The organism is Photobacterium japonica (assembly GCF_050337005.1).
Taxonomy (GTDB): Bacteria; Pseudomonadota; Gammaproteobacteria; order Enterobacterales; family Vibrionaceae; genus Photobacterium; species Photobacterium japonica.
Genome location: NZ_JAKJSN010000045.1, coordinates 1 through 19,889 on the forward strand (window position 1 = coordinate 1; position 19,889 = coordinate 19,889).

Consider the following 19,889-nt stretch of genomic DNA (forward strand, 5'->3'; position numbering starts at 1 on the left):
AATCAAAGAAGAGATGCTAGAAAGTTAAATTAAAACGGTTAATGCAGTTTACAGGCATTAACCGTTTTTGTTTATAAGAATGATAACTGGCGATTAATTTTCATGACATCTTCTCTTGGCATTGACTTGAACAAGGCGGTTACCAAATCGGACGTGTTTTTAGCGGAAGGGCTCAGGGTATGGCTAAAACCCAGTGACATCACAAAGGTGTGGCCGCACTCGGGATCACAACAAGAACAGTAAATGTCTGCTGTTTGCCCGGTTATCCAATTTGTCTTCCCGATTATTGCCTTTTGCCCGCATTGGGTGCAGTGAATCCTCATTGCCATTTGAACAACCTTGAACTATTGATTTGATAGTTTAATAGTAATTCAGATGACTGTTTTTTTATACAGTTATAATGGGTTTTATGTTGTCGGTGTTGCTAACGTCAACATGTTGTTTCCCTTTATCTCTGGGTCTTTATTGATCGTCTCTACAAACTTGCGCGCCAACGGTGTTGACTCGTTCTTGCGGTAAGCCTCATCACTTTTTAACGGATCCCCAAAGCTGGATGTCCCCACAGGAATAATCCCTGAAAGCCCAGGCGGGAACCGGTGAGCGGCCAGCATGTCTTGCGAAGTCACCGACTTAATATTGGTAAAGTCGTCCTTGGTGGCAATGTCTCCCACTGGAATGATTTTGATCCCGTCCGGTTTACCGTCAGGAATATTCACAAACAGAGAGCGGAAATTACCCACCCCTTTACTCCCCGCGATGGCCGTTTGCAGCTCCTGCTCTTTGTCGGCATCCAAGTTTGGATCCGTCGCGTAGAAGATGAAGCCACAATGTGCGCCGTTCTTGTAGTATTTGCGGCGAAATAGGGTGGCATCGGTATTTAACTGAGCAGACTGCAGGCCACCCATATAATCAGGAACACCGTAAATTTGCTGAAAAGGGTCATACTGCTTCAGAAAAATGACATCTTCTGTGCGGTAAGTGATGTGATCACCATTTCGTTGCAGGTAAGCGAAGTTGCCGTCTTTTTTAACGCGAGTCCACACACTTGAGAGTGCGATCAGCCGTGTGACTTTGCCAAAGCCATTGCGCATTTTCAGCAATGGACAGTCCCCAAATAGCAGGTAGTTATACAATGCGGCTTCAAGATTTTCACGGTCGAGCAAGGGCGACAGCTGGATCAACTCTGCCGCCATGTTTTTTCGGCTGAATACAATAGGGCCGTGATACGGGTTGGTTTTGCTGATTTTGAGCAATAGGGTGCGATCGAGTGGCGGCACCCAAAATTCATTGAAGTTATCGTAGAAAATCCCCCCACATTCATCGACGCAATGCAGGGTATCAATACCGGTGATCTGCTCCCAGCTGTCTTCAATGCTAAAGGCCACCATGCTGGGTTTGTTGTTCTGTACGTGCTTACCACTATTTGGGATTACATCGTCTGTTTTTGTTAGGCTGCGAGCGTTGTCCATGATGACTTCCGTTTCGTGTTGTGGTTGATCGGTTCATTAACAGCGGCATGTGCAATGGCAAAGAAAGCATCAGCATGCCCCGTGCTTTCTGTGCGATCAGCTTTAAACGTCATTTGATTGGTGCTGCCAGTCACACCGCGCTTAATCGCTAAAAATGAGGCGCTGATGTCTTTATGTTCGGCATCCCAGCAAATTCGTTGGCTTTCAATCAGGTCAATCATTTTCAGTACCAGCCGATTTTTACTGTCGACACTGTAATGAATGGCTTTGGCTTCCCGTGGGAAAAGGTTGTGCAGCAAATCAAACACACCCGCCCCGATACCGGTAATGTCTACGCCGATATACGTCACGTGGTAACGTTCAGTTACCCGTTTAATTTGTTCAACATGGTGTTGGAAATTCAGCCCTCGCCAGTAATGCTTTTCCAGTACCCGGAATTTCTCCCCCTCAAACTGTGGGGGTGCTAATACAATCAAGGTCGCATTATCACGGGTCCGAGCGGGGTCATAACCCAACCAGACTTCGCGGTTGGCAAAGGGGCGGGCGTTTTTGGGTTTGAAATCACGCCAGCTGGCGGTGTCGACCCCGCAACCTTCCAATTGTGAGAACTTGAAGACAGATTGTGAGTCATCAACGAAGGCACACATAAATAAGTTTTTGAAATCGTTATCGCTGTATTCATCGCGCAGTTCTTCAATATCAAAGAGGTCACAACCGCCGTTCGCGGCGTCTTCAATCGTGACGATGTAACGCCATTGCCGATCAGGACACAGTTGGCCACCGTCTCGCATGGCATCGAATGTCGGGAAAATCTTCTGTTGGCGATCTTTCTTTTCTCCTTTCCAGCTATCGCCTGTCCAGAACCCATAAGCGGGGTGACCTTTGGCTGATGGGGTGCTGAAGTAGGTTTTACGCCATTTCTTGTGAGTGGCCATGGCTGATGCCAGCTTGTTCAAGCGTTCAAACTGGGGGATCCAGAAATACTCATCAATATAAACGTGGCCGTGATAACTCTGGGCAGTGTTGCTATTGGTGGAAAGAAAGCGTAATTCGGCATCACCATGAGCGGTATGCAGGGTGATAGGGTTGCCCGAGAGTTCGACACCCAGAAATTCTTTGGCAATCGCAATGATGTAGCTGCGAAATACTTCCGCCTGGGCACGAGAGGCAGAGAGGAATATTTGTGGGTCGCCAGTGAGTGCGGCATTTTCTAATGCTTCGCCAGCAAAGTAATAGGTCGCGCCAATCTGCCGAGATTTGAGAATATTGCGTATGCGCTGGTGTAGGTTGTCGCGCATCGTGTGCTGATAGGCAAAGAGGCTGTCATGCCAGTCTTTGAAGTCAGCTTCGGTTAAGTGGCTTACATCATTCTTTTTCTTCTTGCCTTGTTTTTTACCTTCTGAGTTTGATTTCCCACCGTTTTGGTTTTGCTTCTCGGTCTTGTTATCCACGTCATGTTGGTGTGTTTTCTGCTGCTGAGTTCGCTGCTTTTTCAGCTTCACATGCTTTTCAATCAGCATGTCTAGCTCTTTGATCTGGTTTGGGGTTTTCTCTGGTAGGTCAGTCAGCATGACGATACGGCGAGCAATGGCTTCATCGACTTCCTCTTCGCGCAGAAGGTCACGCCAGCTGTATTTATCAGCCCAATAGTAAATCACTCGGGCGTTAGGTAACCCAAGTTCTAATCGTATTTCGTCTGGTGTCCAACGCCGTAAGTACAGGCGTTTGGCCGCTTCGCGGATTTCGGGGGAATATGCCATGCCGCCATCATACAACCGCAAAAAACGCAAATGACGCACTATTGTTCGGGTGCTTTCGGGATTAATGAAAATCCGAATTTGTCAGAAGAAGAGTGAATGCATGCTGATTTTCAAATGCGTATTCTTGCTGTGATTTGATATTCATTTGAACAAACAACGCATGGATGACCTATGGCAGGGAAGTTAAAAACCGGATGGATTCGGGTCGCCACGGAAGGCGACACTATTGATGGACGAACTATTAATAGACAAGACCTGCTCGACATGGCCGAAACGTATGATCCCAATGTATATGGTGCACGAATTTGGCCTGAGCATTGGCGTTGGTACGCCTGCGGTGATGTGTTGGAAGTGAAGGCGGAAGAAGTAGACGGCTTAATGCGCCTGTTTGCTGTATTGGCTCCCAATATGATGATGGTTGAGTTCAATCAGCAAGATCAGAAAGTTTATACCTCGATTGAGATTCAGCCGAATTTCGCTAACACCAACAAGCCTTACCTAGCTGGTATGGCAATTACCGACCAGCCCGCTAGCTTGGGCACCGATCGCATCAAGTTATTTTCAACCTCTAACGACTGCATGTACGCACAGCCTGAATTGCTAGCGATGGATGAATTGCATGAAGAAGCCGGTGGCATTCGTCGTTTATTCAATTTGTTCACTGACAAAAGCTCAGACGACAAAAAGGAAGAACAACCCATGAATAAGGAACAGTTCGCCGCGTTGACCGCGAGCTTAACGACATTGGCACAAGGGCAGACTGCGTTGCAAGAAACGTTGACTCAACATTTTACTGATCAGGGTGACAATACACCGGTACCGGAAGAATTACCGCCAGAAGAAAAGCCAGAAGGGAATATCACCCCTGAACAATTCAATGTGCTGACATCGGCTTTAAGTACATTAGCCGATGGGCAACAAGCCATGCAGCAGCAATTTAGCAAACTGCTGGAAGAAGATAACCGCAACACCCCTGATTTATCAGGCGGTGACGGCTTTGACAGTAATTCATTGGTTTAAGGAGAGACCATGCAACTCAATCAACTTGCTCGCGCAAACTTAAACCATTACAGCCAACAGTTGGCAAAAGCCTACGGCGTAACAACGGTTGGTGAGCTTTTTTCGATTACCGGCCCTAAAGAAACCCAATTACGTAAAGCGTTACTTGAATCGGTTGCTTTCTTGAACCTCATTACCGTGGTGGATGTTGATCAGATTTCCGGTCAAGTAGTCGAAATCGGTGCGCTTGGTCTCCACTCAGGCCGTAAGAAAGGGGGGCGTTTTAATAAAACGGCATCGCCTGATGGCTTTGAATACCGGTTAACAGAAACAGATTCTAATTGTTCGATTACTTGGGACACCCTAAGTGTTTGGGCGAACTCCGGCAGTAATGGCGAGTTTATGAAGCTGCTGAGTGAATCCGCCAATATGGCATTTGCGCTGGATATGCTCCGCGTTGGTTTCAATGGTACTTCGGTTGCTGAGACCACGGACCCCGTTGCGAATCCCAATGGTGAAGATGTCAACAAAGGCTGGCAGCAAATCGTGACAGAAAATGAGCCTGACCAGATTTGTGCGCTTGATGTGTATTTAGATGCTGATGGCGGTGGGGATTACAAAACCCTTGATGCGATGGCCTCTGATCTTATCAATAACTACATTCCGGCACAGTTTCGTAATCACCCAGGTTTACGTGTTTTGGTCGGTTCTGATCTGATTGCGGAAGAATCGGCGCGTATTTACGATAAAGCAGACACGCCTAGCGAGAAGAAAGAAGCGCAGCATTTGCCGTTCTCTATTGCTGGTCGTCCCGCCATTGTGCCGCCGTTCTTCCCTGGAATGCGCATGACGGTAACCATTCCGAAGAATTTGCACATTTATACCCAGAAGAACACCCGTCATCGTAAAGCTAAACACGAAGAAGACCGCAAAGCGTTCGAGAACAGCTATTTGCGTTGGGAAGGGTATGCCGTGGGTAATTTTGAAGCGTATGCCTCTTTCGATGAAGCGAAAGTGCATATTGGTCCTAAACCGACAGAACCAGTGGCATAACGCATGGCTTCTCCCTGTCGTCGCGATAAGGAAATAAAAGCGGCCCGCCGTGAAATACGGCGGGTGAAAGCCTCAGGCATTGCGCCCGAACATGCCAGTTTGCACCTGCAGTTAATTGGTCTTGAAGAAGACTTAAAGCGGTTAAAAAAACTCAACCGCATTGCTGACAAAGTAGCACTCAAGCGAGAAGAGTTACTGCCCAAGTACCGACCGTATGTGAAGCAGTACCTTGAAGATGGTGATTGTTTTTCTAATCCCATTTTTTCCCACGCCGTGATCTGGTTGTTCGACACCGAACAGTTTGACTTAGCGATCGAGTGGGCCTTGTTGTGTATCGAACAAGGGCAACCGACCCCCGATAACGTGAAGCGTGATTGGCCACACTTTATTGCTGATGCGGTACTGGTGTGGAGTGAGCAGCAAGCAGATCAGGGCAACAGTGTAGAACCGTATTGTTCCGTTATTTTTGAGAAAGTCAGCAATGAATGGCGGCTGAATGAAAAGCTAACCGCCAAGTGGTTCAAATTCTACGGCGCACTTTTGTTGCGTGATAGCGAGGGCAGAATCTTGCCCTCATCGGTAGATAGCCCTGAAACACTCGCGCAGTCGACCAAATTGCTGAACCAAGCACAACGTTTTCACCCCAAATGTGGCGTGAAAACCCTGTTAGACAAAATTGATATGCGCCTGCGGGCGTTAACCGACTCCTAACCCCCAAGGGTTTTTGGTGGAGGTGTTGACCAGCAATGGACAACAACAACCGGTGAAACCAATTAACCCTTACCTATTTAAGCCGAGGATGATGCGATGAGTTTTGGTGGTAAGCCAAACGCAGATGCGAACACGACCATTCTTGGTAATGGGTGGCCAGATTTATCGACGGATGAATTTCGTCGCTTGCGCCGCATCCCAACGGTGTTTGATAACGACAGTATGGCAATGGCTATCCGTATTGCAGCAAAGGCGGTGAAAAAGCAGTTGGTATCGCTGGTGACAGATGGGCAGCCACCGCAGTTTGATGAAGACGATAACGCCATTTTTAAGCGGGCTGTGTATGCCCGTGCTCATGGTGATTTGTTGCCGGAATTTGCCACCCAAGACCGTCGAAAAGAAGCCAATAACCTCGCAACGGATAGCCAGGAGCAACAAGAAAGCTTTATTGCACAGAGTAACCGCGACATTCGCCAATTGTTGGGGATGGGGCGTGTATCAGTTGGGCTGATTTGATGACCGACATTTACACCCAAACAAAATTAGAACACCTGACCCAGTACTTGTTGGCGCACATGAAAAGCGATGTGCTGGAAAACAAGATTGATGCCTGGCAAGAGTCGGCAACGATTCAGGTGGATGGGGAAGACCGAGGGAACGGGGGCTACATTGCTGCGCAGTGGCGCTATAACGCAGTGATTTCTATTGAGGACTTTCCTCACCAACAGTGTGACCCGCGCAATGTGTTTGCCTTGGTGGCGTGTTGGCTTGCGGATTGTGACGTTGACCGGAACACGGATGAATTGGGTGACCCGCAGGTAGGCGTAGACGTTAATTCGCATGAATCGGCGGATGTAACCATCGAGTTGGAAATGATGGAGCCCATTGAGCTTATCCCTGACCCAAATGGGGGGATCACATGGCGAAGCCAAACCTACCGCGTGCAGACCGTGCCTATCCATGTTGCCGAAGATGTTGATGTGACCAATGACGCCAACTATTCAGGTTAATGAACGTGACCGGCTGAACCTTGATGAAAAATTGGCGTTGCTGGCCATGCCGCCCAAGAAGCGAATTTGGATACTGAAAACGCTGGGGCGTTGGGAACGCACCAATACACGGAAACGGATTTCTCAGCAGAAAGATGTGAACGGGCAAGCCTTGCCAGCCAAGCGAAGCGGAAAGAAAGGCAAGATGCTCAAGCGCATGGGCAAAGGGCTTGAACCCTATGTGAAAAATGCCAATCAGCTTGATTTGACGTGGTCAAACAAGCTGACCGGTCGCATAGCGGCTCGACACCACACTGGTCAAACGCAACGCATGACGGCATCGCAAATGCGCAAGCGTTGGGGAACGCCAGATTACACCGCGCCTTGCTCAAAGGGACAAGCCAAGAAATTGCGAGAGTTGGGCTACACGGTACCGAAGCCAAATGGAAAGGGCCGCAAGAAACCGACATTGCGATACATCATGGACACCGTAACGCATGGCAAAGCCGGATTGATGATTCGGGAACTGAGTAACAAGACCAGTGTGCAGTCATGGGATATCCCCTTGGCCGAGCGGAAAATTTTGGGTAGCCACGAAACAGACGTGAATCGCCAGCTCATCAAGATCATTGAGCAGGCACGCAGAAGGAATTAACGAATGGGAATCGGTAAGGTCGAGGTGAACAACCTCAATTTAGGCCAAGGTACACCGCCAGAAATTGAGCGTCATTTGCTCTATATCGGCACGACGACCAAGGCCGAACTGCAAGGCAAGGTCACTCGCATTAATGCCATGTCCAATTTGGATGATGTGATGGGTGATGATGCGCTGGGCGATAACGTTCGTGCCGCGCAGTTAAACGGTAAGCAGAACTGGACGGGAGCCATTTATGGTCTGGCGCCGGGTGAAGGGGCGCAAACGTGGCAGGATGCGGTCAATGAAGCTAACAAAACCGACAGTTTTGAAGGTATCGCCCTGGTTGATGTGATCACCGACAAAGCCGAATTTGATGCCATTCAGTCAAAGGCTGAAGAACTGACCAGCAAATTAGGCCGTTGGGTGTTTTTCTTGGCTGCCACGCCAGGTATTGATGCCGCCACACAAACGTGGTCCGACTATGAAACCGCCATGCTGACCTTGGTAAAAGATGTCGCCGCCCGTTGGGTGGTACCGGTGCCGATGCTGAATGGTAACAACATTGGTGTGCTGGGTGGCCGCTTGTGTGACCGCTCTGTCACCGTGGCGGATTCACCCATGCGTGTGGCCACCGGGTCGGTTCTTAGCTTGGGGGCAATGCCCGTTGATAGCACCGGCAAAGAATTGGAAATGTCGACCATCGGCACCTTAGCGGAAGCGCGTTATTCGGTACCGCAGCGTTATGCGGACTACGAAGGCGTGTATTGGTCAGACGCCATGACGCTGGAAACCAAAACCGGTGATTACCAGTATTTGGAATATGTGCGTCCGGTGCATAAGGCCAACCGCCGCGTTCGCTTCAAAGCCATCGCCCGTATTGCCGATCGCATCCTGAATTCCACACCACCAAGCATCGAACTGAACCGCAGCTATTTCCGCAAAGTGCTGTTCGATATGTCGTTCACCACAGAAATCGGCGGCATCACCTTCCCTGGTGAAATCATGTCACCGCGTGATGAAGACGTGACCATTCAGTGGGTCACCAAAACCAAAGTCATTATCAGCATCATGATCCGCCCGCATAACTGCCCGAAACATATCGTGGTCAATATTGCGCTGGATTTGAGCAATGGAGCAGAGGGCTAAGTTATGGCAATGCGCTTATCTGGCAAGAACATGCATTTCACGCTGGGCGACATGAAGTTAAAAGCCCAAAAGGTGACGTTATCTATTACGGATAACTCTGCCGTGAATAAAACAGGGGGTGTCCCTGATGGCTATGTCGACGGTGACGTTGAAGCCTCTGGCGAAATGGAGCTGACCACCGCCCAGTTTAACTTGCTCAGCAAGGCGGCCAAGAACACCGGCTCATGGCGTGGCATGCCGGACTTCGATGCCATGTTCTACGGGAAAATTGATAAGGACGAACTCAAGGTAGAAGCCTATGGGTGCCGCATCAAGTTATCCGACATTGTGGATATCGACAGTGCAGGCGGCAGTGCCTTGGTGCACAAGGTGCCGTATGAAGTGACCAGTCCTAAGTTTGTTCGCATCAACGGTACGCCGTATTTACGTGCCGATGAAACCGAAGACTTGGTGCAGTAAAGGGGGCGGGATGACGGATGTTATCGATCAAGGCTGCCGTTTTGAAGCCCAATTCACCGAAATGGCGCTTGCCAACCAACGGGCAAGGACTATGCAAAACCAAGCGCGGGAAAGCGCACTGATGTGTGAGGAATGTGGTGATCCGATCCCACAACTCCGCCGCGAAAAGGTGCCCGGATGCCAATGCTGCATCCAGTGCCAAGGAATGAAAGAGCGAGGATGACTGTGAGTCAGTACCGATTAGCAAAGCGATCATTACAACGCTTGGCAGAAGGGCATGCCCTGCAAGAAAAAGTAGTGAAACGTGCCATTGAATTGTGTGACGTGGATTTCACCGTCATTGAAGTGCTGCGAACACGGGAAAAGCAGGAAGTGTTAGTGGCCGACGGGGCGTCAAAGACCATGAATAGCCGTCACCTGACAGGCCATGCGGTGGACTTGGGCGCATGGGTGAACGGCAGTGTCCGCTGGGATTGGGAGCACTACTTCAAAATCGCCAAAGCCATGCAGCAAGCAGCCATCGAGTACAACGTGCGCATTGTATGGGGCGGTTGCTGGGAATGCATCAATGATGCCGGTGATCTGAAAGCCGCCCAAGAACGCTATATCGCGCGCAAGAAGAAGCAAGGTAAGAAACCGTTTCTTGATGGCCCGCACTTTGAATTAACCCGAGCAGATTATCCAGAGGTGTGTCCGGTATGTGGGAAAAAGTAAAAGCGATGATCGGTGCTGCCGCGCCATTGGTCGGCTCTTTGATTGGTGGCCCTGCTGGCGGTGCCGTTGGCAGTTTGGTGGCCTCGGCTCTGGGGGTGGAAAACACGCCCCAAGCGATTGAACAAGCCATTTCAACCGATCCGGATGCCATGGTGAAGTTGAAGCAGTTGGAATATGAACATGCGCAGGAACTCAAGCGGCTGGCGTTAGAAGAAGGCCGGTTGGCACTGGAAGAGCAGCGGGAGTTTTTGGCTGATACCCAACATGCGCGGAATAAGCACCACGACCACTGGATGCCGAGCCTATTGGTGTTGCTACTGTGCGCCATGGTGACAGGGATGTTTACTGCGCTGTTTTTCGGTGAACCTTCTGCCGCTTACTCCCAGGTGCTGATCATGATTGCCGGTACCGTGTTGGGTGCATTCGGCACAGGAGTGGCGTTCTGGTTGGGCAGCAGCAAAGGCAGTGTAGACAAGAGCAAACAGCTGAAGTTGCAAGGGGGCTAAATGGACGATTGGCGCGTTTGGCTTGGAATAGGCGGTTTCTTATTAACGCTGATCGGTTTCGTGTTCACACGCGCTGAGAAATCCGCCGCTACAACTCGCGATCTTGAGCAGCGCACGCATAAAAATGAGTTGGCCATTGTCAACCAGCGAGCAGATGCCGCAGAGAAGTACGCCACCAAGCATGAACTACGGGAAGCTGTAGACGATTTGAAAAATTCAATGTACGGGCGGTTTGATCGCCTGGAAACCAAGTTAGACAAAAAAGAGAGAGATGCAGCATGAGCGAGAAATTGATTCAGTTAGTTGTGGCAAGTAAAGAGTTGGCGTTTAAACCGACCGAAGTGGAATACAACGATTACATGAACGAGCTAATGCCCGACAACAAAGTGGCACCGGCGCATAACTTTCTCTTCAACACGGTGACTGACGAAACCAAAGACGCGTTGCGTGAAATCACCCAAGCGAATCCGGGGGCAGCTGTGCAGCTTACAGCGGAAGTGATGGCGCAATACGCTCCGAAGTTGGTAATCACCGTAAAAAAATAGACAGCCTTGTCGCGGCGTTAGACCGCAATGACTACGGCAAAATGCTCGCTTGGCGGCGCAAGTGGTTACCAGGCGAGTCAGACACCGAAGCCAATTTGGCAAGGGCTGTTTGGTTAGAAAAAGAATTCTGGGCAAACATGCGAACCATGACCGCGAACGGTGTTGCACAAGCCTTTAGTCCCTAAATAAGGAAGCACGAACCGATGAGCCTGCCTGAACCCCTGCGATTTACCATTGGGTYGATTGACCAAATCAGTCAACCGTTGGGCCATATCCAACAGCAGTTTTCGCACATGACTCAAGGCTACCGTGATGGTACCCAGAACATGGTGGCTGGCGCGGCAGGGGTGGCGGGTGCCGGTTTGGCGTTGCAAGCGGCGTTGATGCCAGCCATTGAAATGGATCGGGCACTGAAAAGCGTTAAATCACTGGGCGTGGCGGATGAAGGGCTAAAAGCCATCACCAAAACCGCGTTGGATTTCTCAGCCGAGTATGGCCAATCCGCCATTGATGTGATCGCTCAGAGTGAAGGCATTCGAGCGGCACTGGGTGATATGCCAGCAGAGGTGTTGAGCAGCACGACCCGCAGTTCTGCCACGTTAGCCATGGCCATGAAGTCCGATGCGGAAACCGTATCCCGTTACATGAAAAACCTGTACGGGAACTACCAGCAAGAAGCCGATGCCATGGGCAAGGACACATGGGTGGCGCAGGTGGCGGGCATGACGGCAGAAGCAAGGCGCATGTACGGCATGGAAATGGGGGCGATTGAAGGAATGGTCGACGGCATGCACTCGCTCACCTCCACCATGGGCGTGCCAATGGAAGAGCAGCTGGCCATCTTCGGTATGTTGACTCAGCAAATGTCTGACGGTGACGCTGTCACTCAATACACCAACTTCCTTGAAGGTGCGGTCGGTGCGCAAGAGGCATTAGGCGTCAGCTTAACGGATGCTACTGGCCAGCTACTCCCGATGGAGCAAGTGCTAAAGAACATTGCGCCGTTGTTAGACGGCTTATCCGGCGCAGATGCCCGTGCCTTATTGGACGATGCAGGGTTGGGTGACGGCTCGCTGATGCTCATCAATATGGTGAAAAACATAGATGACGTGACATCGGGGATAGATGCGCTCGGCAAGGTGAAAGGGTTGGGCCCAGCCACGGACATGGCTAAGGGAATGACCGATGAATGGATGCGGTTAGAGCAAGGGATATTTTCTATCCGTGCTGCAGTCGGATCGGCCTTGTTGCCCTCGTTAATTCCGATAGTGCAAAGCTTGTCGGATGGTGCGCAAGAGTTGATCACCTGGACGCAGTTGTTCCCGAACCTGACCAAATACATTGGCTTTGCGGGGCTAGCCATTTTAGGTGCCGCCGCCGCCGGTGGTGTGATGACCCTGATGATGGGTATTTGGCAGCAAGCCATGGCGACATGCACGTTAGTGATGAAAGCCTTTACCGCCGCGAATTGGCTGCTAGCCCAAGGCATGGCTTCAGTGCGCGCCGCCGTGTTGGCCGCGAATATTGTCATTGCGATGAACCCGATTGTGCTGGTTGTTGCTGCAGTGATTGCTGCTATCGCCGCCATYGGTACCTTGATTTATTTCTGGGATGATTTGAAAGCCAGTTTTGGCGACACCATGTGGTTTCAGATTCTCGAAACAGCCCTTGAGTTGCTCTTCATTCCGTTTCAAGCCTTCTTCCAATTTATCAAAGGGGGCTGGCAATGGGTCAGCAGTGGCTTTAGTGATACCAGCGGTTTCGATGGCCTGTTTGCTTTGGCTGATCGCCTGAAAAACATTTTCGGTGCGGTGTTTGGTTGGATCACGGAACAACTGAGCGGCTTATGGGAAATGGCCAAAGGCGTCATGGACTGGATACCAGGCTTTGGGGGCGATGAGGTTGAGGTGAAATCTCAAGCCGTACAGCAAGCCATGCCCCGCGCCGCGATTCAGCCCGGTGGTGCCGCGCGAAGCATCGCCAGTTACCAGAGCAATTCGACCAATTATGGCGGAGTGAGCATCTACGCCCAGCAAATGAATAACCCGCAGGACTTCGCAACCGAAATGGAGTTTATCGCCGGATGATTTATCAAGATGTACTGATTGAAAACGGTGATGTGGTGCTGGATGCCGGTCGAAACCCTGTGCTGATTCAAGACAAGGCGGTGATCGCCCAAGACATTAAACACGCCATTATCGAAAGCAATTTAGCGGTTGAGTTGATTGCAGAACGCAGCCCCTCAAAAAAGGCGGATATCCGCACCCGATTGGAACTGTTGGTTGAAGAAGATGTGCGATTAGTGCCGGGTTCGGTGCGGTTGGAAGAGCCCAAGCCGGGTGTGATGTATGTGTTTGCCACCACGAGTGATTTTGGTCAATTAGAGCTGGAGCTAACCAATGGCTGATATTCCAAAACCTGATTATACCGAACTGGTGAAGCAGTCGGGCATTCCAACCGATGAAGCTGGTTGGAAAAAAGTGCTGAAAGAAGAGATGACCAAAGAAGGCTGCATTATTGCTAATGATTCGCCGTTCTCTCCTTTTTGGCGCCTGATTGAATCGGCCGTGGTGAAAGTCACGGTATGGCTGATCACCACATTATTGGTGGGCTATGTATTGCCGAACATGTTTGTGGCCACGGCGGTTGACCAATGGCTCGACCTGCTGGCTTGGCAATGCAAACTCACCCGCAAAGGGGCAACCAAAGCCAAAGGGCTGATCGCCTTTCAGCGTGCTGCCGTTCAAGGCCCCGCGTTGGTGATTCCCAAGAATACATGGATTCAGACTGAATCGATTAACGGCAACATCTACCGCGTGCGTGTGCTGGAAGATACCACCTTGGCGGAAAACGACACCATGGTGATGGCAGATGTAGAAGCCGAAAGCGAAGGGGCGGCTTATAACCTAGGTGAAGGGTATTACCACATTCTGCCAACGGCGATCCCCGGCATTGCTGCCGCTATTAACCCTGCAGAATGGCTGATTGCGGCAGGGGCAGATAAAGAAAGCAATGATGAACTGCGTTTGCGCATTCGTAACCAGTGGAGTGCGGTTGCCCGCTGGCACATTGATGCGGCTTACCGTTCCTTGCTCACCAGTCGTGCAGGTATCAACGACGATAACGTGTATTTCGAGCATAACGCCCCGCGTGGACCAGGTACCGCGAACGCACTCATCCTGTTAGATACCGGTGAGCCATCCCCTGAAATGCTGGCTGATTTGAATGAATACATTCGCTCGCAAGGGCAGCATGGCCATGGCGATGATCTGCAGGTGATGGCCATGCCAGAAACCCAACACAACCTGATTTGCCGTGTATGGCCGGTGCGTTCGACCACCATGGAAGAACGCGACCAATTGAAAGCCCAAGTGGCAATGTTCATTGGTGCGGCATTCCGCGAGAACACGGATTACGCCCCGACCGTCACCAATCCGGTATTGCGCTTTAGCTTCTCGAAATTGGCGCAAGAGTTACATGGCCAGTTTTCACAGATTGAATCCCTTGAGTTTGATAACGCCGACATCATCAACAACCTGACCGTGCCGCGCATTCAGACGTTGGAGGTCTCACTTGAAAATACCTGAGATCAACCTGCGGTATTGGATGGGACGGGGTGAGCTGGCGAAGTTAGCCCGCGCTTTGCAGAACTACTGGGCACATGTCAAAGCCGCCTTTGAAATGCCACTGCAGCAACATGACCCACTGACCGCACCCATTGCACTGGTCAATATTCTGGCTTGGCAACGTGATGTGGAGCGGCTTGGCCAAGAGCCCGAAGCTTTATTTCGTATCCGTGTTGCCCATGCCTACAGCTTTTCCCGTGATGCCGGTTCGGTCGCCGGTTGGGAGGAGATGTTTGAAAAACTGGGTTATCCCCACATCGCACAAGATGAGCGGTTAGTGAATGTCGATTGGGATGTGATTAGCCTGAAAATCCGTGATGGGGATTTAACCAAAGTACCGAAATTGCTCGACACGGTGGTGCGCCAATATGGCCGAACTTGCCGCCGTTACCAATACACCAGTTATGTAGAAATGCCGCTGGCTGCGCGCAGTAAAAGCATTGAAGCGCAGTACGCAACGTCACATGTCAAAACACGGCTGAATGTGGGCATGTTGCCCAACGTGATGAACGTTGATTGCGAATACTACCAAGCCACAGTGAAAGGTTAAGGAAAAACAAGAATGGCAAATAGCACGGACACCTCCATTTTAACCGCCGCCGGTAAAGCACTGTTGGCCCAGCTCAATGCAGAAGAAAAGGCACTGGTCATCGACAAGATGATTTTTGCCAACGTGCCGAATCGTCCGGCTTTTCCGCAACCCAATGACAGTGTGCCAACGGATCACATCGTTCACCAAGAAGGGGTAGAGCAGCGTGGCCGACTCTCTGAAGATTCGGTGATCTACAGCACCACGTTAACCAGCGATGAAGGCCCGTTCGAGTTCAACTGGACAGGCGCTTACTGCTCTGAATATGACGTGTTAGTCACGATTGACCACCACGCCCTGACGCCTAAAACAGCTGACCAGCCAGGTGTGGCAGGTAATACCTTGGTGCGTTCGGTGGTGTTGGAATACAAAGACATTGCCGAGATCACCAATATCACGGTGGATGCCTCGACATGGCAGTACAACGCCGCGCCACGCATGAAGAAAATGGACGACGATGTCGCGCAGGCCATCATCGACCAGAACGGCAAAGACTGGTTCATTGAAGACGGGTTTTTGGTTACGCCGCAGGGTAGTGCATTCAATATCAAAGCCGGTGCCGGTTATGTGTCAGGTAACCGTATTACATTGCCTTATGACCGCAGCTTGCAGGTACCCAATAAGCCATCATACATTTATGTCGATGTCCACCGCGAAGGTTCCTCAACGGGTGAATGGGTGACGGAGTTCAATTTTGTCGTCACGCCAGAAGAGAAAGACGATTACACCGATGCCCAAGGGACTAAGCACTTTGTGTGCAAGATTGCGCAAGTGTTGGCTGATGGAAGTGTGAGTGATTTGCGGCCTGAGGGGGAGACTAGGATTTATACTAATCAACAAAACTCAAAAGCTGTAGATGAGTCGACTGGATTAAAGATATACCCTCCTATCCTTGATCAGTACGCTAAGCAGGGAGATGTAGTTCCTGATGGTATTTTTAATGCATTACGTTCAAAAAAGTCAGTAAGTATGATGTCTCCTGCACGATCAGGGAAGATTATAGAAATAACTGATGAGTTAGTTAAGTTTGAGTCAGGTGAATCGAAGCTGTTTCGATTAGAGTCTGAGCAGATTTTTAGTACATTAGCATTAGTTCCGGACGGATTACCTCTTGGATTTAAATTTAAAACACTAGGGGCTGTTCAAGAAGGCTTGGGCGCCAATTCATTTGTTGTTAGGACGGCAGGGCCAGAAATACCTGATGGTTTTGTTGTTATTGACATGCATAATGGTAATTATGCATATCGTGACTCTGATAGGCCATTGCGTATTGAGGAGTTTTGTGGTCTTCCTGAAACTGATGCATCAAAGGCTATTCGTGCAATGGCAAATAATCCATTGGGTATTAAAAAGTTCAATTTAAATCCATTTAAATACTTTTGGGATGGTGATGTTCTTCAGTTTCCTGATGGGAGTGTGATACATGGTTACATGACAGAGCTATATTTAATGCCATCTCATTATAAAAAGAATACTTATGGTATTTCAAATCGAAATGTTCCTTTGGATGGGTTGAATTTTAATGAGAGTTTGGGGTTCCATGCAGCATTTACAGTTCGAGGGTTGAGGATATTTGGAAATAAAGGTGAAGGGGTAACTACAGAGGCATCTTGTAATGCAATACATATTCATCAATGCGTGGATGTTTTATTAGATATGCCCTATGTGAAGGGAATGCCAGGTGAGACGGGAGGACAACCAGGAATCATATTGAAATATTGCACCGGTAAAATTATCGATCCTATAGTAATTGATACAGATCGACAAAATATATCAATATGGGAATCAATTGTAGATATAGTTCGACCAATATGTAAAGAGAGTCGATATCGAGAACCTATATTAGTGTCTTCAGCTAATCCAGTTGATTATCAAGGGTCAAAGTGCAATATAGAATCTCCTGAACTACATAATTTAACAACAAAAATTGGTACTCACGTATTACGATTTAGCGGTAAAAGTGATGGAAGTGTAAGCCATGGTAAACTTTATGGAAGAGATGACCTAGATGCAGTATACATTACGGATAGCTTGCCTCATAAAATAACACTGTTTGATAATGATTACTTCAATTGCAAATATACCACGTTAATTGAATCTAATTCAGATAAGGAAATCAATTCTATATTAAATAGAGGGCATAATTGTGTAAATGGATTAAGGGCTAATTCAGATTCCAATGGTGGCACATTGAATATATTAGAGGATAAGTATACAGGTCTAACTGGGCAGCCATTATATGTGAATTATATTGATCATGTTAATATAACCAATTTACACACTGATGGCGGAGATACAGCACCATTTTGTGGAAACTATAAAACATTTGATATCGGTGGTTGTGAAATAAATAACTTATCTGATCCTGATTATATGTTTAATCTGGCCGGAGACTTGAACTCTGACATGCCAACGGTAAAATGTATGTCTGGAATAGGGAATTCGTCAGATGATTTCAGGTTAAATAGAAATACTTTTTATTCTGATAATAAATTTAAAGCGGTAGGCCCAGGTATACCATTAGTGAAACTTGGTTCAACGTTCATGTGGGATACTTTCTTGGGTGAATTAAGAGTATCTATTACAGAGCCCGTGGATAGAGACACAGATGGCCGCTTAATACAGACAAGTTAGGTATAAATGTTAACCCTAGACGGAACCCAACTCACACTAAAGGCACTTCGCATTAGCGTTCGCCAGCAACTCGCCGGACAGGACATGTCCGGCCAAACCTCGGCAACCGATCAGGCGGAAATGGGCAGCAAAGGCAAGGTGTTGGCGGTGTCCGGTATCGTGCCTTTCGATCAAAAGCATCTGTTGACCCAGATTTTTAGTTTGGCGGACACGCAAGATAACGGGGCCAGACACATTTACCGTATCAGTAACACCACGGCAGAAACCTTGAAAATTCGACAAGTGAAGTTTCAAGGGACGATACGCGCTGATGAACAAACCACATTGCGGCAGTGGAATGTGGCGTTTGAATTGGTTGAACACCTTTCTGTTCCCGAACGTATCGAGCAGCGCCAACCGGATAAGCCAGCTGCCCAACAAAAGATGCAGGGGATTGAAACCCCTGTTGAACAAGGGGCATCACCTTCTGATGATCTTCCACCTGGAACCAGTGTGGAATACACAGGGATGATGGGCGTACTCAAGCGGATTGACAATTTACTCGCATGACAGCAAACCATAAATTCCTTTGCCGGGTTTATCTCGGCAAGGAGAAAGTCAAGGTGAAAACATACCGGGTCGTGCTGACAGAAAACACGCCAGGGCGATGTCGGTTAACGGTGGAAGGTAACCCAGAACCCAATACTATTGTGGCGGTTGATTTAGGTTGGGGGGATGCGATTTCGCGCGTGTTCATTGGTTACATAGAACAGGTGCAACCAGCAGAAAAAGGCTGGTCGAATTTATTCTGTCGTGAACTGGCCGCCATTCTATTCAAACCGCTCAACGTGATCATGCGCCATCCTACCTTGATGCAAATCCTCAGTAATGTGACCCAACAAACGGGACTGCAATTTGTGGTGCCCGAGCAGGCCTACAGCAAAACGTCCATCCCGTGTTTCTACAGTGACGGTAATGGATACCGGATCATGGATGAGCTGGCGCAGGCATTCAGTATTGAGGATTTCTTCTGGCAGCAACAAGGTAACGGGCAGATTTTTGTAGGCAGCTGGAAAGATTCGTATTGGGCCGACAAGCCGATCACATTGCCCAATGAAATCATGACCAAGCATAGTGGCAACAAGTCGGTGAGTGTACCCGCGATCCCCAAGCTTAGGCCGGGTGTGGTGGTCAATGGGCTGAGATTGTCATCGGTCGAATTTGAAGGAACGGAGGTCAAGCTGACATGGAAGGGACAATAAAACGCATCATCTATCGGTTATTTCCAGAATTGACAGGCCGCTGGCATTTGCCCCGTTGGGGAAAAGTCGTTGCGTTGCCAGAGCTGCCTAAAGAGGGTGACCTCTCTGATCGGTTCTATCCCCACTATGCTGCAGATGTTCAGCTGTTGGATGAAAAGGGCATGGAGTATAAAAACAAAGCCCCATTGCAGGCCGTACCATTACCGGTGCCAGGGCTGGGAGATTACGCAGGACGGTTAGAACCGCCCGCGATCGGCAGCATTGTTGAACTGGGCTTTATCTTCGGTCAGCCAGATAAGCCCTTTATCCGTTGTGTGCTCCCGTTGGGCTTCAAGTTACCGGCGATTAAGCAAGGCGAGAGCCGGTACCAACAACGTCAGGGCGTGTATCACCTGGTTGATGAAGAGGGTAGCTTTCACAGCATTACAGACAAATTGGCCAAGCTACATTGCCAGCTGCGCGAAGTGCGAGCAAAGCAAGAGCAAGACCACCGCGCCCCAAAGACATGGGTGGGTTCAGAAGGTGAGAACGTACTGCGTTTGCTTAGTGAGTTGATGCAAGTGGTAAGTGAGCTGTCCAGTACATGCGCCGGACATACACACAAGAGTCCAGAGACCGGCGCAGCAACGAGTTCACCGAATCAAGCATCCAACTTTACTGGTCACGGTAAAGCAGCCAGTAAACTGAAAGGGCGGTTAGACCCCATCACCAAGTAGAACTGCACCCCGCAACACACCAAGCGCCCACTGAGGGCGCTTTTTGTTTGCCCACGGAAAATTTTTGAAATAAATATTTTTCCACGGAATCCGCA

General features: G+C 49.3%; 25 protein-coding genes. 22 read left to right on the top strand and 3 right to left on the bottom strand.

What is annotated here, in order from left to right:
* Positions 1-71: 71 nt before the first annotated feature.
* The 3 genes from L4C36_RS16875 to L4C36_RS16885 all read right to left on the bottom strand — a co-directional run bounded on the left by L4C36_RS16875 (position 72) and on the right by L4C36_RS16885 (position 3,229).
* Positions 72-323, bottom strand: a complete 252-nt coding sequence (locus L4C36_RS16875; protein ID WP_428479021.1) for an ogr/Delta-like zinc finger family protein — start codon at positions 321-323, stop codon at positions 72-74.
* An 84-nt stretch (positions 324-407) separates the two neighbouring features.
* Entirely contained in the window at positions 408-1,469 is a 1,062-nt protein-coding gene (locus tag L4C36_RS16880; RefSeq protein WP_428478974.1) for a phage portal protein, read from the bottom strand.
* Positions 1,448-3,229: a terminase large subunit domain-containing protein gene (locus L4C36_RS16885; RefSeq protein WP_428478975.1), complete on the bottom strand. Its 1,782-nt coding sequence runs from the start codon at positions 3,227-3,229 to the stop codon at positions 1,448-1,450. The genes L4C36_RS16880 and L4C36_RS16885 overlap by 22 nt, the downstream gene beginning before the upstream one ends.
* Before the next feature lie 171 nt (positions 3,230-3,400).
* Between L4C36_RS16885 and L4C36_RS16890 the strand changes: the two genes are divergently transcribed.
* The 22 genes from L4C36_RS16890 to L4C36_RS16995 all read left to right on the top strand — a co-directional run bounded on the left by L4C36_RS16890 (position 3,401) and on the right by L4C36_RS16995 (position 19,794).
* Positions 3,401-4,249: a GPO family capsid scaffolding protein gene (locus tag L4C36_RS16890; protein ID WP_428478976.1), complete on the top strand. Its 849-nt coding sequence runs from the start codon at positions 3,401-3,403 to the stop codon at positions 4,247-4,249.
* 9 nt (positions 4,250-4,258) lie between these two features.
* Complete coding sequence (locus L4C36_RS16895; protein ID WP_428478977.1) at positions 4,259-5,281, top strand: phage major capsid protein, P2 family; 1,023 nt, start codon at positions 4,259-4,261, stop codon at positions 5,279-5,281.
* Between the two features lie 3 nt (positions 5,282-5,284).
* Complete coding sequence (gpM, locus tag L4C36_RS16900) at positions 5,285-5,992, top strand: phage terminase small subunit (protein WP_428478978.1); 708 nt, start codon at positions 5,285-5,287, stop codon at positions 5,990-5,992.
* 96 nt (positions 5,993-6,088) lie between these two features.
* A complete protein-coding gene (locus L4C36_RS16905; protein ID WP_428478979.1) occupies positions 6,089-6,508 on the top strand; it encodes a head completion/stabilization protein in 420 nt (139 codons plus the stop codon).
* Positions 6,508-7,002 (top strand): phage tail protein, encoded by a 495-nt coding sequence (locus L4C36_RS16910; RefSeq protein ID WP_428478980.1) that lies wholly within the window; start codon positions 6,508-6,510, stop codon positions 7,000-7,002. The genes L4C36_RS16905 and L4C36_RS16910 overlap by 1 nt, the downstream gene beginning before the upstream one ends.
* A complete protein-coding gene (locus L4C36_RS16915; RefSeq protein ID WP_428478981.1) occupies positions 6,980-7,636 on the top strand; it encodes a virion morphogenesis protein in 657 nt (218 codons plus the stop codon). Before L4C36_RS16910 ends, L4C36_RS16915 begins: the two co-directional genes overlap by 23 nt.
* Positions 7,637-7,639: 3 nt before the next feature.
* Positions 7,640-8,764 (top strand): DUF2586 domain-containing protein, encoded by a 1,125-nt coding sequence (locus tag L4C36_RS16920; RefSeq protein WP_428478982.1) that lies wholly within the window; start codon positions 7,640-7,642, stop codon positions 8,762-8,764.
* A gap of 3 nt (positions 8,765-8,767) precedes the next feature.
* On the top strand, positions 8,768-9,223 hold the full coding sequence (locus L4C36_RS16925; protein WP_428478983.1) for a phage protein: 456 nt from the start codon (positions 8,768-8,770) through the stop codon (positions 9,221-9,223).
* Positions 9,224-9,233: 10 nt separating this feature from the next.
* Positions 9,234-9,446 carry a TraR/DksA C4-type zinc finger protein gene (locus L4C36_RS16930; protein WP_428478984.1) on the top strand — a complete coding sequence of 71 codons (213 nt, stop codon included), beginning with the start codon at positions 9,234-9,236 and terminating at the stop codon, positions 9,444-9,446.
* Positions 9,443-9,937, top strand: coding sequence for a M15 family metallopeptidase (locus L4C36_RS16935; protein ID WP_428478985.1), 495 nt, complete (start codon positions 9,443-9,445; stop codon positions 9,935-9,937). Before L4C36_RS16930 ends, L4C36_RS16935 begins: the two co-directional genes overlap by 4 nt.
* Positions 9,922-10,443 carry a hypothetical protein gene (locus tag L4C36_RS16940; protein ID WP_428478986.1) on the top strand — a complete coding sequence of 174 codons (522 nt, stop codon included), beginning with the start codon at positions 9,922-9,924 and terminating at the stop codon, positions 10,441-10,443. Before L4C36_RS16935 ends, L4C36_RS16940 begins: the two co-directional genes overlap by 16 nt.
* Positions 10,444-10,725 (top strand): hypothetical protein, encoded by a 282-nt coding sequence (locus L4C36_RS16945; protein WP_428478987.1) that lies wholly within the window; start codon positions 10,444-10,446, stop codon positions 10,723-10,725.
* Positions 10,722-10,988 (top strand): putative phage tail assembly chaperone, encoded by a 267-nt coding sequence (locus L4C36_RS16950; RefSeq protein ID WP_428478988.1) that lies wholly within the window; start codon positions 10,722-10,724, stop codon positions 10,986-10,988. Before L4C36_RS16945 ends, L4C36_RS16950 begins: the two co-directional genes overlap by 4 nt.
* A 41-nt stretch (positions 10,989-11,029) precedes the next feature.
* On the top strand, positions 11,030-11,173 hold the full coding sequence (locus L4C36_RS16955; RefSeq protein WP_428478989.1) for a DUF6890 family protein: 144 nt from the start codon (positions 11,030-11,032) through the stop codon (positions 11,171-11,173).
* Positions 11,174-11,191: 18 nt separating this feature from the next.
* Positions 11,192-13,075, top strand: a complete 1,884-nt coding sequence (locus tag L4C36_RS16960; protein ID WP_428478990.1) for a phage tail tape measure protein — start codon at positions 11,192-11,194, stop codon at positions 13,073-13,075.
* Entirely contained in the window at positions 13,072-13,395 is a 324-nt protein-coding gene (locus tag L4C36_RS16965) for a DUF2590 family protein (protein WP_428478991.1), read from the top strand. Before L4C36_RS16960 ends, L4C36_RS16965 begins: the two co-directional genes overlap by 4 nt.
* Positions 13,388-14,575, top strand: coding sequence for a baseplate J/gp47 family protein (locus L4C36_RS16970; RefSeq protein ID WP_428478992.1), 1,188 nt, complete (start codon positions 13,388-13,390; stop codon positions 14,573-14,575). Before L4C36_RS16965 ends, L4C36_RS16970 begins: the two co-directional genes overlap by 8 nt.
* Positions 14,562-15,164, top strand: coding sequence for a phage tail protein (locus tag L4C36_RS16975; protein ID WP_428478993.1), 603 nt, complete (start codon positions 14,562-14,564; stop codon positions 15,162-15,164). The genes L4C36_RS16970 and L4C36_RS16975 overlap by 14 nt, the downstream gene beginning before the upstream one ends.
* Before the next feature lie 12 nt (positions 15,165-15,176).
* Positions 15,177-17,837, top strand: a complete 2,661-nt coding sequence (locus L4C36_RS16980; RefSeq protein ID WP_428478994.1) for a phage tail-collar fiber domain-containing protein — start codon at positions 15,177-15,179, stop codon at positions 17,835-17,837.
* A 6-nt stretch (positions 17,838-17,843) separates the two neighbouring features.
* On the top strand, positions 17,844-18,386 hold the full coding sequence (locus tag L4C36_RS16985) for a baseplate complex protein (protein ID WP_428478995.1): 543 nt from the start codon (positions 17,844-17,846) through the stop codon (positions 18,384-18,386).
* Positions 18,383-19,078, top strand: coding sequence for a hypothetical protein (locus L4C36_RS16990; RefSeq protein ID WP_428478996.1), 696 nt, complete (start codon positions 18,383-18,385; stop codon positions 19,076-19,078). Before L4C36_RS16985 ends, L4C36_RS16990 begins: the two co-directional genes overlap by 4 nt.
* Entirely contained in the window at positions 19,063-19,794 is a 732-nt protein-coding gene (locus tag L4C36_RS16995; protein WP_428478997.1) for a hypothetical protein, read from the top strand. The genes L4C36_RS16990 and L4C36_RS16995 overlap by 16 nt, the downstream gene beginning before the upstream one ends.
* Positions 19,795-19,889: the final 95 nt, after the last annotated feature.

What these genes read in the sequence shown, in the direction of transcription:
- L4C36_RS16875 (WP_428479021.1), bottom strand. Translation starts at nt 323, where the DNA reads ATGAGGATTCACTGCACCCAATGCGGGCAAAAGGCAATAATCGGGAAG.
- L4C36_RS16880 (WP_428478974.1), bottom strand. Translation starts at nt 1,469, where the DNA reads ATGGACAACGCTCGCAGCCTAACAAAAACAGACGATGTAATCCCAAAT.
- L4C36_RS16885 (WP_428478975.1), bottom strand. Translation starts at nt 3,229, where the DNA reads ATGGCATATTCCCCCGAAATCCGCGAAGCGGCCAAACGCCTGTACTTA.
- L4C36_RS16890 (WP_428478976.1), top strand. Translation starts at nt 3,401, where the DNA reads ATGGCAGGGAAGTTAAAAACCGGATGGATTCGGGTCGCCACGGAAGGC.
- L4C36_RS16895 (WP_428478977.1), top strand. Translation starts at nt 4,259, where the DNA reads ATGCAACTCAATCAACTTGCTCGCGCAAACTTAAACCATTACAGCCAA.
- gpM (WP_428478978.1), top strand. Translation starts at nt 5,285, where the DNA reads ATGGCTTCTCCCTGTCGTCGCGATAAGGAAATAAAAGCGGCCCGCCGT.
- L4C36_RS16905 (WP_428478979.1), top strand. Translation starts at nt 6,089, where the DNA reads ATGAGTTTTGGTGGTAAGCCAAACGCAGATGCGAACACGACCATTCTT.
- L4C36_RS16910 (WP_428478980.1), top strand. Translation starts at nt 6,508, where the DNA reads ATGACCGACATTTACACCCAAACAAAATTAGAACACCTGACCCAGTAC.
- L4C36_RS16915 (WP_428478981.1), top strand. Translation starts at nt 6,980, where the DNA reads ATGACGCCAACTATTCAGGTTAATGAACGTGACCGGCTGAACCTTGAT.
- L4C36_RS16920 (WP_428478982.1), top strand. Translation starts at nt 7,640, where the DNA reads ATGGGAATCGGTAAGGTCGAGGTGAACAACCTCAATTTAGGCCAAGGT.
- L4C36_RS16925 (WP_428478983.1), top strand. Translation starts at nt 8,768, where the DNA reads ATGGCAATGCGCTTATCTGGCAAGAACATGCATTTCACGCTGGGCGAC.
- L4C36_RS16930 (WP_428478984.1), top strand. Translation starts at nt 9,234, where the DNA reads ATGACGGATGTTATCGATCAAGGCTGCCGTTTTGAAGCCCAATTCACC.
- L4C36_RS16935 (WP_428478985.1), top strand. Translation starts at nt 9,443, where the DNA reads ATGACTGTGAGTCAGTACCGATTAGCAAAGCGATCATTACAACGCTTG.
- L4C36_RS16940 (WP_428478986.1), top strand. Translation starts at nt 9,922, where the DNA reads ATGTGGGAAAAAGTAAAAGCGATGATCGGTGCTGCCGCGCCATTGGTC.
- L4C36_RS16945 (WP_428478987.1), top strand. Translation starts at nt 10,444, where the DNA reads ATGGACGATTGGCGCGTTTGGCTTGGAATAGGCGGTTTCTTATTAACG.
- L4C36_RS16950 (WP_428478988.1), top strand. Translation starts at nt 10,722, where the DNA reads ATGAGCGAGAAATTGATTCAGTTAGTTGTGGCAAGTAAAGAGTTGGCG.
- L4C36_RS16955 (WP_428478989.1), top strand. Translation starts at nt 11,030, where the DNA reads ATGCTCGCTTGGCGGCGCAAGTGGTTACCAGGCGAGTCAGACACCGAA.
- L4C36_RS16965 (WP_428478991.1), top strand. Translation starts at nt 13,072, where the DNA reads ATGATTTATCAAGATGTACTGATTGAAAACGGTGATGTGGTGCTGGAT.
- L4C36_RS16970 (WP_428478992.1), top strand. Translation starts at nt 13,388, where the DNA reads ATGGCTGATATTCCAAAACCTGATTATACCGAACTGGTGAAGCAGTCG.
- L4C36_RS16980 (WP_428478994.1), top strand. Translation starts at nt 15,177, where the DNA reads ATGGCAAATAGCACGGACACCTCCATTTTAACCGCCGCCGGTAAAGCA.
- L4C36_RS16985 (WP_428478995.1), top strand. Translation starts at nt 17,844, where the DNA reads ATGTTAACCCTAGACGGAACCCAACTCACACTAAAGGCACTTCGCATT.
- L4C36_RS16990 (WP_428478996.1), top strand. Translation starts at nt 18,383, where the DNA reads ATGACAGCAAACCATAAATTCCTTTGCCGGGTTTATCTCGGCAAGGAG.
- L4C36_RS16995 (WP_428478997.1), top strand. Translation starts at nt 19,063, where the DNA reads ATGGAAGGGACAATAAAACGCATCATCTATCGGTTATTTCCAGAATTG.